Origin of the sequence: Jeotgalicoccus sp. FSL K6-3177 (assembly GCF_038050175.1) — a bacterium.
In the GTDB taxonomy this organism is placed as follows: Bacteria; Bacillota; Bacilli; order Staphylococcales; family Salinicoccaceae; genus Jeotgalicoccus; species Jeotgalicoccus nanhaiensis.
The window spans coordinates 1,012,634-1,028,983 of record NZ_JBBOSK010000001.1 but is presented as its reverse complement, the minus strand read 5'-3'; the positions used below and the strand labels follow the sequence as shown (position 1 = coordinate 1,028,983).

Here is a 16,350-nt window from a genome sequence, read left to right as displayed (position 1 = left end):
AACATCTAATCACCTATTTATTTATTTTATAAATCTATATTATAGCTCTTATCATTGCACGTGAAGCTTAACACTTTATTTTCAAAACTAATGTTCTTTATTTTAATGTTTTTTTCAGCAATATGAGTAACAAAGGTTGAAGATTTATTTATCTGTTCAAAAACCACCCTCTTATTTTTGCTGTAATCTGCGAATTTATACGAAACAAATCCATCTTTTATTTTACTAGTTATTTTTCTATTATTTATTTTTAATGTTTCTAAAATATATGAACTTTTATTTATTTTAATCTCATATTGTTCATCAGAAGATTTTATAATTTTTGCTTGAGGGTTGATATTAAAGTTCTGATTAATAATTTCTGTGTTATTTGCTACTACTCTATCAATAACTATAACTACAGGTTCATTAGTTATGATTAATGTTCTATTAATAACTACATTTTCATATAGTTTATTTATTCCAGTAATAATTCTGTAATTTGTTGTTGAATAGTATTTAGTAATTCTTAAGCTATTAGTATCTATAAATGGGTTACTTAATTTATAGTTTTTACCTTTGATAGATATAGTTGTATGTGCTTCAGGTGAAATTAAATATTCTCTAATAGGATCCTTAATATCGTATGAATATTTTCCTGGATCTATAAATAAATCATGTCCATTTAAATAATAAGTTAAGGAAAGATCATCTAAGTGTTTGTGCGTTTTACTTTGATAACCACATTTAAAAGTTAAATAAGTACTATCGATTAAATTACCTTTTGATTTTCTTTGCAATATTGCTAATCCTGCATCATAGTCAACTATATTAGAAAATCTTTTCACTATATTTTTTTCTTTTATTTGCCCAGTATCACCAAGCATTGGATATTCCATATTTGGTTTAATGACATACGCTTTAAAATCTTCAGCCATTTTATATAAATTTTTAAAATGAGAATCTAACTTCGTACCTGTTGTTTTTAATGTACTCATTATTTTCTTGTAAATAATAACCACCATTCGATGATATTCTGGTGAATTCTCTAGATGGATACCTCTTCTTGAAAAATCTCTATACATTGACAAGCGCACTCTGTATAATGCTTTATCTTTATACACTTTACTAAGTTCAATATCTTCAATATAATCAGCTGCTTTTAGTAAAGCATTATCCATCATTAAGCCATGATTATTCATTTTATAGTTTTTTTCATCGCTTAAAAACTTACAATGATCCATTATTATTGAGTCGAATATATTTTTTTTTAATTTATAAAAAGGCGCATGTTCCTGAAAATAAATTATATTGATTATTCTACTTGCAGCAGGGTGCTCTGCCCAAGCATAATTCTCATTATTTAACCTATTCTTTTTATTCCAATCCATTATTATATTTCTAGTTTTTTTCATTAAATACTTATCTTTATTATATCCTGCTAATTCAGTAAATACTTTTATGAAATTTAATGAATGTAGATAGGTTTGGTATGTATTCTGATTATTCGAATGTCTATAGTCCCAATCTATACCATTTTTAACATCAATAGGTTTAAAGCCACTTTTAATAATTAAAGAACCATTATTATAGCTATCTACTTGTCTGGTCAAAGTTTTTAATTTCTCTTCATTTACTCTCATTTATTAACCCTCATAATACATTAGTTTTAAGTTTTTATATTATTCAGTTCTTGCAAAAAGATATTTAATCTTAAAAGTTCTATCTAAATTATTTGGTACTTTAACTGCTAACTTATAATTATCGGCATCTGATGGTATGGTAACCACCCCTTGAAGATTACGATTTAATTTAGATACAGTTGTCTTAAACCATATAGTTTCAATTTTAACATCTGCATTAAAGAAAATTATACAATATCTGAAATTTATTGATTTCTCACTTTCTATGAACATATTAAAAGAAATTTTATGTCTGTTGTATATATCAGCTATTTCTTTTTTACTACCTTTAGTTATGTTTTCACTAAAGGTAGTTATATATCTATTTTTATTTATAATATTGTTAACTGAGACGGTATACTCACTGTTCTGAGATGATAAAGTCAATCCCTTATTTATACTGGTAATCTCTGGCATTAAATCATATGTTTCTGGAACAATATTTACTGTATTAATCATTGTTTTAGGGATTTTCAGATTTAAATCATCAGCTATAATAGCTTTCCCTTCTATATAGTTAATATATGAAAATAATGACAATGCTGCCCACATGAATTTCAAATGTTTATTTGTGATTCCTTTTTCAAAAGTGCTTTTAAGTTCTTCATAATCTATTACTTGATATATTACATGGTTTGAATCTGAGAGTAATATCTCTTTAAATTTATTACGAACTATCTCATTTTCTTTAAGTGTCAAGTTTCTCCAATTATAATTCGACATCTTAGTTTTTGGATACAGTGGAACTCTAGTTAACCAGTTAAAGTAATTCTCTGGTTTAATTGGTTGATCCTTTTCAAACCCCCATCTACTAGCAACCAATGGTAATTTTGAAATTTCTTCATTAAGTTTATTAGTTAGTGTGTACTGAATGAAGCCGTTATCCAAATGGCTCTTTTCTATTTTCATAATATTTTTTGAAAAATGATTATCGTAAAAAGGAGAATAAATATCGCTTGAATAAGATTTTGCTAATCTAGTTCCACTGGTCCACCGTCCATTTCTATAAAATAAAGCATGTTTATACTGTGCATTTTGAAAATCACTTGTCACTAAATTCTTTAAGAACTTTTTATATTCCTTAGAAACTCCATCTATTAATAAATTATCAAGAGGTAAAAACCTTTTAATCATCTCAGCTTCAGGATTAGAAGGATTTACATTATTTAAATTGCTGTATCCACCTTTCATTGTTAAAGCTCCGACTCCCGTAACCCCTATATTCCCTTTATAATTTGGTTGATAAGTGATATTTTCGTAACCATATATTTGTCCAGAAGTTGCTATCATAGCACTTAAAGCTTTTTTTTCTAAATTTATAGTTAAGCCTTTTGAATCTATAATTTTTGGTTCTGTAATTTTATGTTTAAGTCCCAATTTTTCTGAAATTACTGTCCCAAGTTGAACATCTGGATTATCAAGAAACCCTCTTGTAATTGTATTTACTTTATAACCAGCTTCCATCAGACCTAGTAAAGCAAGTCTGCTATCTTTACCACCAGTAATTCCAATATTTATTTTGCTATGGATTGGAATTACTTTAAAAGCATCTATGTAATCCTGTTTTAACATATTATTAAACTCACTATTTGGTTTAATCGAAGAAATTGCTTCTATAGAATTATCGATACTAAGTATTTTTGTACCTTTATTATTTATAATTAACTCACTATTAGGAGGTACAACTTTTACCCCTTTAAATAATGTATTTTCATCAGCAAAATAGCCGTTCATTAGAAATGACACACTATTTTTAATTTCAATTTCAGCTTTCATGGTTTCAGAATTTGAAAGAGCACTGACTATAAGAGGATCAGTGCCTACTATAATTTGATTTTTTGTTTCTCTATAAAAAATATTATCTATTCTAAAAATATGAGTAAAGAATCTCATTTCATTCTTTCTAAAATCAGCAAGAGCCAGTGCAAAAGCTCCCTTTAATTTACTTACATATTCTCGTAATTCTTCATTCTCAAGTTCGGATAATTCTGTGATTATCTTATTTGGATTATCCACAAATTGTCCAATAAGAGATATACATTTTGATTTTCCACTATTTTCAAACGAGAATTTCTGTTCATTATTATATAAATAGCATTTTAATTTTTCATGTTCTATGAAGTTAAAATTATGTTCCGTTTGTTTAAGTTTATTAATATATTTTTTTGTTTTATTAAAATCATGGTTAATATCTTTTTTTTGAAAAATATATAAAAAGCCTCTCATCACTAAAGTACCTCACAAATTTTTATTACTTATATTTTACCACAACTTTGTCACTTAATTAATTTATCTACAAATAGACCTGTTATATTATGTATGAAAATTAGAATTAAAAGATGACATAGTCAAAAAAAATATATATAGTAATAGAATATATGAGAAAAGGATGAAAAATATGAAGAAAGTTTTGTTTGATCCATTCGATGAATACAACATTAATGAGAAATCTAGACTTATTATAAGAGACAAAGTGAATAACATATATACGTTAAAAAAAGTAATTGAAAAAAAAGGAAAATATAATCTTGATATATCTAAATATTCACCTTATTGGAATTTTAGATATAAATATCAAGTCCGCGGTCTTGATAACAAAACTGGCGAAGAAAGATGGGTAGATCAAAGTAAGTATAAAGTGTTATATCCAGAACAAATTAATGAGAACGGAATGAAATACTTATTATTTGAAGAACCTAAAAGTGATAAACTACTAGTCATTTTCCAAGCCATAAATAAAAACCCTTCATACAATTATGTAGGTACTTTATCAGAATTTCCGGTAAATAAATTATTTATTAAAGATGATTATGGAAAAGATAAAGCTACTAAAAGTTCATACTATGTAGGTAACAATAAAAATACTTACATTTCTGAAATGACTCAAAAGTTGATAATAAAAGTTGCAAATGACTTATCAATAGATAAATCTAATACTATTTTCATAGGGTCTAGTAAAGGTGGATTCGGAGCATTATATCATGGCTTCCTTTTCGGTGCAGGTTACATAATTGCTGGAGGTCCTACTGTATTATTAGGACAGCAACTGAGCCGTTTCAAAGAAAGGAATTCTATACCTACAAGTATTTTTAAAAATATTATAGGTGAAATAACAAATGAGAACATTGATTGGGCAGACAATTTGATGAAGAACGCCATTCATAACTCTAAACAGCCTCATCCTATTATAAAAATTCATGTTGGTCTTTGGGATACATTCTATAAAAATCATGTAATTCCTTTTATGGAGATAGCTAATCAATCTGGTATCAATGATATCGAATTAAATATTAGACCCTATAGAAATCATGCAGAATTGGCATCTCATTTCCCACAATTTTTAATTTATAATCTAAATAATATTATAAATAAAGCAAAGTGATTTACCATTTATTTTTACCAAGTATATATTTGCTCATAGAATATGTCCTTAATATTTCGGCTGCACTTTGGCATGCTACACCTCTGTGTAGATTAACTTAGTCATCTAAAGTAAGGCTATAGTTTATGATGATCTACTTAAAACACTGCTATAACACTACAGAAAACGCTATTTACTTGATCACATAAATAGCGTTTATAATTATATTTTGGATTAACATATAATATTGACAATATTAAATAAGAATTCACCCTTTAAAATGAATTTAAAGAGTTTTGAAAATTCATATCTTAATATACTTTTTTATTTTCAACCCTGATTAATTTCTCACAACATCATATCAAAAATTTCAATAGTCCACTTTTGTTACTACTCTTTAAAGAAAACTAAATTCATTAAACAATCATAAAACATTCTTATATTTCTTTTCTATAAAACTCGATATACTGTCTCGTCTTTTAAACATGAGCGTTTAAAAAAGATCTCTTTTTAAAAGTAAATTCAAAGAATGAATTGCTTGTTCCTTATCCAAGGGTGTATGGCCTTTTTCTTTATCAAAATAATTCAAGAAAAATACTTTTTCAATTTCAAGTTCTTTTTCTTTCATGGATTTTACAAAAGGATTAACATGAAATTTTAAATCATGATGTGAAAATTGATTCTGGATATAATAAATCTTTGGAACATAGTTATAATATTGAAATGCAGTTACTAAATTAACTCTCTCTCTGAAATTTTCATATGCATTTTCCACGGTCCCGTAACTTAACTCTAGTAAAGGTATGGAATGACCTTCGTGATAACTTTTAACATCTGTTTGTGGATTATTTACTATTGAAAAACTATTTGTATGCATTGTTGACATTAATATCGACATAAACCCACCTGCTGAGGAACCGTAATAACAAACTTTATTACTTTTTATTTCCATTTTACAGGAGATTTTCTTAATAATTTCACTATATACTCTTAATACAAATTCATTAGTATTACCTTGTCCCCAACCCAAGTTGAGATTTGTACCATGAATAGTAGCATCATCTATATATATCAAGCTACCTTCTATATCTCTAGCCCATTTACTTCTCATGAATATAGGAGGAGACTTTTTTTCATAGTTTACTGCACCATTAGAAAGTACAACAAGATTATCATGTTGTTTCTTATAATATATAAGCAAATTATATTCAAAATTTTCTGTTCTATAAATTAGATGACTAGCGACACCGGTTTCAAAAGTCAGGCTATCAATATCATTTAAGTTTTCAATAATATATTCCATATAATCTCCTTAAATATTAATAATATATGTATTACTAGATATACTTACATTTAAAATGCAGTTTTCTTTATCTAGATTTAAGATAGGTGAATGTTTTTCACTGTGAATACTAAAAAGTTTAAAAACCCTTTGATTTTCTTCAATATCTTCAGTGTTTTTAAGTTGCGTTGTTTCTATTACTTCATTAAATACTACACTGTTTATTGCTTTATATGGTTTGGTGTTCTTATCACCAACTACTTTAGTAAAGCTGTCACCATCATGTTGTGTTAATACTAGAGACACGTTTCCACTAACTAGTTTATATGAGCTGTCATTCATTTTTATCGGTTCTACTTTGTGGTGTAAATTAAAGTTATGTAATACACTAATCTTTTCAAATGCAATTACTTCATCCAGAATAATGGTTACTTGTTCTGGTTTTATAAAAATAATTGTTCTAGATATATCTCCTTCACTATAACTACTATTTCTACCTTTTATTAAGATATATTTTTCATTCTCAAAATGATGCTCAGTGTAAACATGCTTATTTAATCTGTTTTCATCAGAAATTTCATAATTCTCGTTGTTAATAAAAACACCACTATGACCTTTATATGATTTTACATAATTTCGATAAGGATGTTTAGAATAACTATACTTCCCTGGATCCACTAAAAAGTCTTTTCCTTTATAAAATAAGTTAAAACTTAAATCATCAAAATGTTTATGAGTTATTGATGAATACCCACTTATAAAAGTAAGGAAATACTCGTTATCTTCTTTTTGAATTATTGATAATCCCGCTGCGTAATCGACAAAATTTCGATACTCTTTATTCACTTTCACTGAACCGTGCCCTGAATCACCTATTGAGGGTATAATTTTATTTGGTTTGGTAAATACATTCTTGAGCCTAGTAGCTTGATTAAGATACGACACAATTGTTCTACCATAGGTTTTGCCTGAACGTGAAAGGTATTTTTGTAGCTCAATATACATATTAGTTACCATATTATGATACTCAGGAGAGTTTTCTAAATGTAACCCTGTATAACTATAACTATGCCAAAATGTATCTATCGACCGATAATATCCTATATTAAAAATCTCAGTGTTATTTAAAATATTGCCGAGAATCATTAATGATCTGTCCATCATTAAACCGTGATTGTTTCTTCGATAATTTGTACTGTCTGCTAAAAACTTGCTATGATATTTTAAAATATTAATAAATAATTTTTCATCAACTTTAAGTTTGTTTTGTGCAAGATAAAGATAAAATATGATTACTTGTATTCTTTGGGCTGTAGGATGATCATACCAAACCATGTTACTCCCATCATTATTTGTACTGAATTCTATCCAGCTATCTATATATTCTTTTGCTTTATTTAAGTAATTGATATCTTCTGTAGTTTCAAACATGACTAATAACTCATTTACAAAACGAAGGGAGTGTATATAAAGTTGATAACTATCCCCATATTTATCACTTAGCGTGTCCCAGTCTTCTTGGCTCTCCATTTTGAATGATGAAAAATTAGGAAAAGGAATAATTATGCCTTCTAACGCTTTTTCTACAATTTCGTTAGTGAACCTTGTTTTTTTTGTAAGTCTTATTATATCTTCCTGTTTTATAGTTAAGGAATCGGAAGTATTCTTATTGTCTTTTAGGTATTTATTGAAAGAGTTTACCATGTACAACACTCCTTTATTGATATTTAATTTAGAACACTATATTTGTACATTTAATTTTATCATATTTTGAAATCTAGAACTCTTATAAGTGAACTTTGATATTCTGTATTGGCTTTGTTCTTTTTAACTAAAGATGAGTAATCTTGATACCATAATACATTTAGTCAAAGTTATAAAGCCTGGAAATAATATTTCCAGGCTTTATATTTAATTAATTAACTTTATATTAAATACTTCATTTAATATTCTATTAAATTCTTCGTCACTGTAATCATATGAAGTTATATACATATCTAAAATCTCTCTCAATACCGTTATAACGTATTTGTATTCATTTTCAGGCACCGAACTTAATCTCTTATAATACCAATTAACAAAGTAATATGGAAATCTTTGATTGACATATATGTCATATAAATCATGTTTTCTCAAAAACGGTACTCTTTCTTTCTCTAAAACTAAATATTTATCAAAAAATGATTTTTTGATTGTTGTAGTAACTGAACCATCAACTGCTGCATAATAAATATGAATTACATATGGTATTGCTTTAAATTTATTAGTATGCAAAATCAATTCTTGGAAAAACATTGTATCTTGTCCTGCAGCACCTTCAATCATCTTTAGATTATTATCCTGTAATATATTAGACTTAACAATTAATGCTTGGATACTATGTGCCCTTAGGTTAGCTTGAATTAAAAAACCTTTAGGGTTATGAACAATATTCTCACCTTCATTATTTGTAACAACATAATAATGATAGTTTAAAACGGATTTTTTAGAGTTATCTTCTTTTATTACATTTCCCAGAACCAAGTCTAAATTTTCATTAGCCAGAAGTTCATCAAGTAAATATTTATAACCATCCCCACTAGCTTCATTATCAGGATCAAGGAAAGTCAAATACTTGGTCCGTACCATCTCAATACCTTTATTACGTGGTCTAGATGCACTACCTGAACCTTTTGAAAATCTATGATAAATTATATCAGGATTTCTTCTCCTTATCCTTTCAATAATCTGTAAGGTTTTTTGATCTGTACTGCCATCATCTATCATAATTATTTCCATTTTATTGAAAATTGATGATTTCTTTAAACTTCTAAAGCATTTATCTTCGAGGTATCTTCCATTATTATGGATGGGTATAATAACAGATAATATTTTTTCTTTTTCTATACTCTTAATTTTTTCTGTTTCGTTTACGACCTCGGTAAGAGGTATTTCAAAAATATTTTTGACATTTGAGTAGTTTTGTGTATCAATAAGAGATAGATACCTATTAAATTGAATTGTCTTTTTAAAATTATATTTTTTATTATTAGTCATCTCTACTACATCTGCATTGGTATATGCAAAACCAGATAACATATTACGAAGATAGTTCTCCTCGTATATATATTGTTCACTGAAATATGTTACAAAGTCATAACCTTTGATAGTCTCATCGTTGATTTTATTTTGAAGAATAAAGTGTTTACATGGATAAAATTGTTGATTAAAAGATAATCTAGTTTTTTCATTTTCACCTATAACTAAAATCTTTGGTTCAGCTAATACTTTTTCATATTTTTCTTTTTCCAAAATTTTATAAATTCTATGGAAAGCTGTATGATTCAACATAACTTCGCTTATACTTTTTCCTATAATCTCTAATTTCTCTTTCTCGTTCGTCGCATCTAACGTTCTTAATACGTCTTCTTGATTGTGGACCATTGAAATGTAAGGAAACTCATTATTGACTCCCATACTATAATTACTTATAATCAAATTCCCCATTGCTTGTAACTCATAAATTCTATTTGCAAACATTGTACTAGAGTACTTTACAGAGTTTAAATTTATGCCCCAGGAAGTTGCTTTATGTAATTTCATTAAATTCTCATGATCTATTGTTCGTGATATATATGGCGCTAAATAATATGGAAATTGATAGTCATATAACTGCCTAGTATAATTCCTATCTATAATATTCAAATTTTTACTAGATTCATTTACGCCGTCAAATATTTGTTTAGTTTCCTGATTTCTTATTGGGTATTTTTTCATCCAACTACCAGCAAAAATTACTTGATTATGATTATAAAACTTAGTAAGATCTTTACCAATTGGATTATGATACTTCGGATTAATACTAAATTGTAGATAATCTACATTTTTATTACCTGTGTCTTTAATATATGTTTCAATCATTTCTTTAGCTGAAGTGTAAATATACTTACAATGTTCTGCAATTGATACAAATCGTTCATAGTTAACAGGGTCTTCTTTTGAATAGAAAACTGTTGGAACTCCAATATTATTATATTTATCAAGCAAATCATTTAATATTTTACGTTTACTGCCTTTAGGGTTTGCAAGATATTGCCAAGATTCGTCAATTCCACGCCAACTTGAAACTACAATAACTAAATCATAATCTTCATTAACTTCTATATTTTCATTATAAGATATATAGTCAACATCTGCACTATCTTTCAAAGCATAGTACATGAACTCATCACAAATAATTCCTATTTTTATATCGAAAGGCTTATATAATTTACTTCCGGAATCTGCTGTAGAAAAATCGTTAATAATCTTATAGATATTTTTTGAAGTGTCAAATACTTCATCAATTTTATAATACTCTTCAGTATCGGCTTTAATACTATTTACATGATACTCATTTATTAAATCTTTTTTATTAAACTCATTATGTTCTTGAATATCTCCGATATTAATATTTAAATCATTGGAACTAGCCCAAAATGTTTTATTTCCAAATCGAAATCCTATCCGACTCTCTCCACATATGTCGAAATATTCACTTGCTGTGAAAGTTTTATTATAATGGTTAAAAGTGGTCGGATACTGTAAGTTAGGTTGACCATATATTTGCGATATATCGTTTTTAAATGTAAACTTTACTGGTTTAATATTACCGTAATCTAAAGACTCTGCATTTATAACACCCACAAAATCCTGCTTATAAAATAAGGCATAATAAATATCATTATTAATTAATGTTATATATCGTTTTGTATAAAGTTTTGACATACTTAGTTCTTCTATAGCAATAAGTATATCTGGATTTTGTTTTTTAATTGTCAATTTTTGCGGAATGGTATTCAGTACTTTCAAACTATCATTTGCTCTAATCCAGCCTACTGATTCTTTACTTTCAATGGATTTTATTTTTAGGAACTTTATTTCTTCCTGATATTTAACTTCTTGTATCAAATATATCTTTTTTGCGTCAAGTTCATATAATTTTATATTAAAATTTTCATCAAAAACTAATGTTTCATCAGATTTCAATATAGAATATGTCTTTATAGACTGATTATCATCGAAATTCTTAATAATTATTACTCCCTCCTTACATAAAAGTTTATTACTTAATTACTTTCACTTTTAGTGTTGAAGCTTTTTGCCAACTTAGTGAATCATAATCTTGAGTATATTTAATTTCAACATTTAATTTTCCATCCAGATAAAAATATCTTCCACCATAGAAATCAAAAATATTAAAATTTTCACCATTGACTGTTACAATAATTCTTTTGGCATTATTTTCATTCTTATAAAACCCTTCAATATAAACTAGCCCTTCTTGATCACTTTTATATTCTAATTTATATAATATACCTTTTTTCACTTTTTGTTTCGCTGGGTATATTACTATCTCATCCTTCTTCAATTTTCCATCGAGATTCTGAGAAACAGAGAAATTTGAAAGTTTAACATTAACTAAAAACTTTTGATTGTTAGATGAAATACTATTTCCTTTTAATTCTAAGTTTTCTTGTTTTAAATCTAAATTAACCTCTCTTAAAGTATTTCCATTTGTAAAATTATAAAAGTTTAGAGATGGTTTAAATGTATTTATTATAAATAAGTTAGACTTAAATTCGTCTCGTTTACTTAAATTCATGACTACATTTAATATTTCTCTAACATTCAAGGGTTCATATATTAAAAAGTAATGACTATAATCATTATTTGAAACACGATAATTATCTATTAGATTTAATTCAAAGTTGAACTTTTTTTCATCTTCAGATTTAATGGCATATACTGTCTCTAATAATGAGTTTTCTAAATCATTATTTTTTTTTGAATATATTGCATTATAATTACTCAAATTATTACGTGATAGAAAATTAATGCCGTTATCTAAAGGATATTCGTCTTCACCTTCCTGAATTTCAAAATAATTCATTGTAAATTCTTTTGAGAAGATTTCTCCAAACTTTGTATTAAAACCTTTGCTATCAATTTTCTTCACCAATATATTCTTATGTACCAAAGTTGGTGACAGAATTGCAAATAATGCTTTATGATAATTGTCAGCTTGGAAGATTACATTTAAACTTTTATCCTCAAAGTACTTGTATTGATTCTTAAGTAATGTTATAAGTTCATTTTCTAACATTGTAGTTGATAATTCATCGTAGTCTTTAAACGTAAAAAATCTGGATACATTATAGGTTACCAAATCTAAGTTATAATTTGGATTTAGTATTACATACCCTTTTTTTTCTTCTAATTTATTACATACTACTCTATTCTCTTTCGAAAAATATACAGGGGTTATTGAAGATGCATCTGTATACAATTTAAGTTTCTCATTTTCGGAATATAATATTATAAAATGACCATTTAAATATGTGAGATCTTTTTCTATTTGATTATTCTCGAGTAAGTATTCTAAAGTGCCTCGTATAGACAGATTAGGCTTTTTAACATTAAAACAATACCCATAACAAATAATCATTCTTTTATTATTACTATAAGTATTCAAATAATCTTCATTATTATAGTTTAATATTGTTTCTTTATTTATTTGATAATTATACTTATATTCATTATCTTTTTCATCTGATATTTTGAAGTTATAAGACATTTTTTCACCTCGTAAGTTTATTTATAAATATATTCAATAATTTAAAATACAAGTGAAAATAAATTATTTCCACTTGTATTTTTCTAATCTATTTCTTTAATCGTAATTTTGCCTGCTTTTTGCCATGAAGTAGCATCATAATTTCTTTCATAGTACATCTTTATTATTAATTCTGAACTCATTTTAATAAATTTACCATTCAGAAATTCATCAATATTAAATACCTCATTATTTAATTCCACTTTTATTCGATGAGCATTCTTAGGATTATTAAAATAAGATTCTACTAGCACCATTCCAGGCCTTTCTTTCTTATATGTTACTTCGTAAACATCTTCTTTACTTATCGTCTGAGATGCCGGGTAAAATGTGACTCCGTTTTCAAGGATTTTACCATCAAGATTATCAGATACGCTTATTCCCTTTTCTTCGGCTTCGCTTAAGAATTCTTGATTAACTACAACTTTTTTAAGCTCTTCAGACATTTTCAAATTTTGTTTCTTCAGCCTGGTGTATTTTTGCATTAAAGTTTCACCACTTGAAAAATCATAAAAATCTATAGCCGGATGCAGTATCTTAACAACTCTTGTGAGCGGATCAAAATTAGATGCATCACTAAAACGGTAAATAATCTCCTGTATTGCCATCACATTAAATGGATCATAGATTAGCTGCGGCTTTAGTTCATTTCTGTAATTCAGTTTATTAAGCAGATTATACTCAATACCTGAACGTGCTTTTAAGAACTCGCTGTCCAAATTATATAAATTATTAAATTCATCCAGTTCATCTTCAGGTAATTCGTTATTCTTCATATAAAATTTGTAGTCCATTAAATGAGTATTAGCTAAATAGGTGGTTGAAGGTTGCTCATTTTCCGCTAAAAGCTCCATTTTATATTCACGTGCTATCCAGTTTCCAATCTTAAGCGTAGTATCATCATTCTCCCTTAAATTGAGTCTCTGATTTATCAACACTGGACGAAGAATAGATATTATCGCTTTGTTCATCTTATTTCTTCTGAAATTCAGTGTTAAATCTTTACCTAAGAAATATTTATACTGATTACTTACCAAATCAAGAATCGTTCTTTCTATCCGTTCATCAGACAGCTTATTAACAGCCATATCTATCCGTGAAAGAGTAAAGTTCTGAAGGTTCAGGATTGATACACCGTTTAAAGTTGGTAATTCACCTGTGTCATCAACTGTTACCAGTTCTTTTACTGCATCGAAATATACAGGTGTAATGCTCACAGCATCTGTAATTAACTTCCAGCTACCATCTAAATTAAACAGCAGTATAAAATGCCCGTTTAAATATTTAATATTCTCCAGAATATTACTCTGATTATTAAGGAGTGTATTTAATGTAGCCGTAATATCAGTTTCCGGATTTCTCACATCAAAACAGTAGCCGTAACTGATGATTGTACCGTCATTTTTACTAACACTGTTAAAGATATCTTCGTGATTATAGCTGATCACTAAATCGTCACTCAATTTATAGTTATAACTGTAATCATCATTTACTCCATGTGATATTTCAAAACTATTTAACATCACAAACCTCCGTTTTGATTATTATATATTGCTGATTTGAATACGTCCCGCCTGCTGCCAGGATGCTTTGTCAAAAACATTATTGTAATCTATTCTTATCATTAATTCCTGAAAAGGTTCAAGTGTCACATCATAGCCTTCGTATAAATCTACGATATCAATACTCTTAAAAGTTTTATTATCAAGTTTCATTATTTTAACATTGATATACTTTCTTCCGCTTTCTTTATTAAAAAGACTCTTTAGATGCAATTTTTTTGGTTCATGCGTATTATTCTTCGCTTTAAACACATATTGATTTTGCGGACCAACAATCTCTGAATCCGGCTTAATCGTTAATATATTATCTTCATTTCTTTCCAATTGCAGATTGTTCAATTCATAAACTTTCAAACCATTAATATATTTATTGTTCAACCCAATTTTATCATAATCGACATTAATTGTTTTTTCGTTTACTCCTATAAATAAAAGTGCAGGCCAATATTGCTTTATCAGCGTTTTATAAAGAACTTTATCTTTACGTTCCTGAATAGAAGGAGATTGCAGAAGATCAATTATTCTCCGGGTATTTACAAAAATGAAATCCAAAAGTTCCGGGTCTGTTTCCTGCGTCACATTGCTGTGCCAGTTCCCCATACGGCTTTCCAGGTGGAAGATTTCGAAGTAATGCCTGCCCTTACCCACACCTTCGTTATGAAGATTACGTTTATAGTAATTGTTAACTATTTTATTGTAATCCGGAAGTTTAACCGCTTCTTTTGAAACACCATGTATAAAATCAGACATCTCTTCATACGTTTCAGGGTTATGGTTTTTCTTTAAAGGGAAATCCGATTTCCCCATTCCGTATACTGTAGATTTAATATGCAAAGCCTTATTAAATTTTCTTTCGTTACGGAAATAGTCGATTAAAGAGAATGAATGTGCAGTCTGCAGATTTTGCAGTGCATTTTCTCTTTCCCCTCCCTGTAAATTATAATCCGCTAGATCCACCATCGTATGGTTCACATTTAAGTTCGTACCAATAGTTTTAGTGACATACATATCAATATCGTAAATTTCCTGTGCACGTTCACTTAAACGAGCCAGATTCGGATGCAGATATGTAATGTACTCTACTTTTTCGCTGAAAGAATTTGTCAATGCCATGGACACACGTGAGTCATATCCTCCAGTTAGTGTCAGGATAATTTCTTTGTTTAAATTTTTAAGCCACTTAATCATTTCATTAAAATATATTTCTAATTCTTTAATAACAAAATCTATACCCTTAGGCACAAGTTCATTATGCGGATAATATCTTTCAAATTCCCATGTGTTTAAATCTAGTTTTAAACTGGGATTGAACTTAAAGATTCCTTCATATCTTGTAAAATCGAACGAACCTTTTAGTTCTTCTCTTAACAGTTTAACTTCTATATTATTCTGTTTCAGCACTTCTTCAATCAAAATATCATGTGATGCAATCACTTTCTGATTTTCTGCATAGTTAATCGGCAGCAGAGCACTCGCATCAGTATAGACTGTTACGCTGCCTTCTTTATTAACGATAAGCACATAACGGCCGTTAATATAATCCAATTCTCTTTCAATATCTTCAGATAATGATAAGGATTTTAGAATTTCTGTGTCTGCTAAGTCACCATTACGAATATCCAGCATATAACCTAGTGCAATCAGCTGAGTGTTATGCTCTTCAAAGAGCGTAATATCCATGTCATTGCTGTAATGTAAATCATACTCGCCGATAGTACATTTCAAACTCTTTGTAATTTTGTCCCCCTGCAAGGATTGATGCAGTAATACATATGAATATGATGTTTCAATATTATTAACTAACATGCTGTTCCCCCTACAAAACGATGTTTCTCTTAGAAGATCTTATC

9 protein-coding genes are annotated in these 16,350 nt (G+C 27.9%); 1 reads left to right on the top strand and 8 read right to left on the bottom strand.

What is annotated here, in order from left to right; translation table 11 throughout:
• Positions 1-26 precede the first annotated feature (26 nt).
• Both MHH58_RS05095 and MHH58_RS05090 read right to left on the bottom strand, forming a co-directional pair.
• A complete protein-coding gene (locus MHH58_RS05095) occupies positions 27-1,622 on the bottom strand; it encodes a heparinase II/III domain-containing protein (RefSeq protein WP_341345213.1) in 1,596 nt (531 codons plus the stop codon).
• Between the two features lie 39 nt (positions 1,623-1,661).
• A complete protein-coding gene (locus MHH58_RS05090; protein ID WP_341345212.1) occupies positions 1,662-3,890 on the bottom strand; it encodes a hypothetical protein in 2,229 nt (742 codons plus the stop codon).
• Between the two features lie 169 nt (positions 3,891-4,059).
• Here MHH58_RS05090 and MHH58_RS05085 point away from each other — a divergent pair, with 169 nt between their 5' ends.
• Positions 4,060-5,043 carry a hypothetical protein gene (locus MHH58_RS05085; RefSeq protein ID WP_341345211.1) on the top strand — a complete coding sequence of 328 codons (984 nt, stop codon included), beginning with the start codon at positions 4,060-4,062 and terminating at the stop codon, positions 5,041-5,043.
• Between the two features lie 472 nt (positions 5,044-5,515).
• On the opposite strand, the gene MHH58_RS05080 is transcribed toward MHH58_RS05085, so the two are convergent.
• From MHH58_RS05080 to MHH58_RS05055, 6 genes are all read right to left on the bottom strand, one after another.
• Positions 5,516-6,325 (bottom strand): prolyl oligopeptidase family serine peptidase, encoded by an 810-nt coding sequence (locus tag MHH58_RS05080; RefSeq protein WP_341345210.1) that lies wholly within the window; start codon positions 6,323-6,325, stop codon positions 5,516-5,518.
• 9 nt (positions 6,326-6,334) lie between these two features.
• Positions 6,335-8,008, bottom strand: coding sequence for a heparinase II/III domain-containing protein (locus MHH58_RS05075; RefSeq protein ID WP_341345209.1), 1,674 nt, complete (start codon positions 8,006-8,008; stop codon positions 6,335-6,337).
• 207 nt (positions 8,009-8,215) lie between these two features.
• Complete coding sequence (locus tag MHH58_RS05070; protein WP_341345208.1) at positions 8,216-11,311, bottom strand: glycosyltransferase; 3,096 nt, start codon at positions 11,309-11,311, stop codon at positions 8,216-8,218.
• 76 nt (positions 11,312-11,387) lie between these two features.
• A complete protein-coding gene (locus tag MHH58_RS05065; RefSeq protein WP_341345207.1) occupies positions 11,388-12,899 on the bottom strand; it encodes a hypothetical protein in 1,512 nt (503 codons plus the stop codon).
• An 83-nt stretch (positions 12,900-12,982) separates the two neighbouring features.
• A complete protein-coding gene (locus tag MHH58_RS05060; RefSeq protein WP_341345206.1) occupies positions 12,983-14,461 on the bottom strand; it encodes a hypothetical protein in 1,479 nt (492 codons plus the stop codon).
• A 21-nt stretch (positions 14,462-14,482) separates the two neighbouring features.
• A complete protein-coding gene (locus MHH58_RS05055) occupies positions 14,483-16,306 on the bottom strand; it encodes a hypothetical protein (RefSeq protein WP_341345205.1) in 1,824 nt (607 codons plus the stop codon).
• Positions 16,307-16,350: the final 44 nt, after the last annotated feature.

Coding starts and splice junctions, on each gene's coding strand:
- MHH58_RS05095 (WP_341345213.1), bottom strand. CDS start 1,622: ATGAGAGTAAATGAAGAGAAATTAAAAACTTTGACCAGACAAGTAGAT.
- MHH58_RS05085 (WP_341345211.1), top strand. CDS start 4,060: ATGAAGAAAGTTTTGTTTGATCCATTCGATGAATACAACATTAATGAG.
- MHH58_RS05080 (WP_341345210.1), bottom strand. CDS start 6,325: ATGGAATATATTATTGAAAACTTAAATGATATTGATAGCCTGACTTTT.
- MHH58_RS05075 (WP_341345209.1), bottom strand. CDS start 8,008: ATGGTAAACTCTTTCAATAAATACCTAAAAGACAATAAGAATACTTCC.
- MHH58_RS05065 (WP_341345207.1), bottom strand. CDS start 12,899: ATGTCTTATAACTTCAAAATATCAGATGAAAAAGATAATGAATATAAG.
- MHH58_RS05060 (WP_341345206.1), bottom strand. CDS start 14,461: ATGTTAAATAGTTTTGAAATATCACATGGAGTAAATGATGATTACAGT.
- MHH58_RS05055 (WP_341345205.1), bottom strand. CDS start 16,306: ATGTTAGTTAATAATATTGAAACATCATATTCATATGTATTACTGCAT.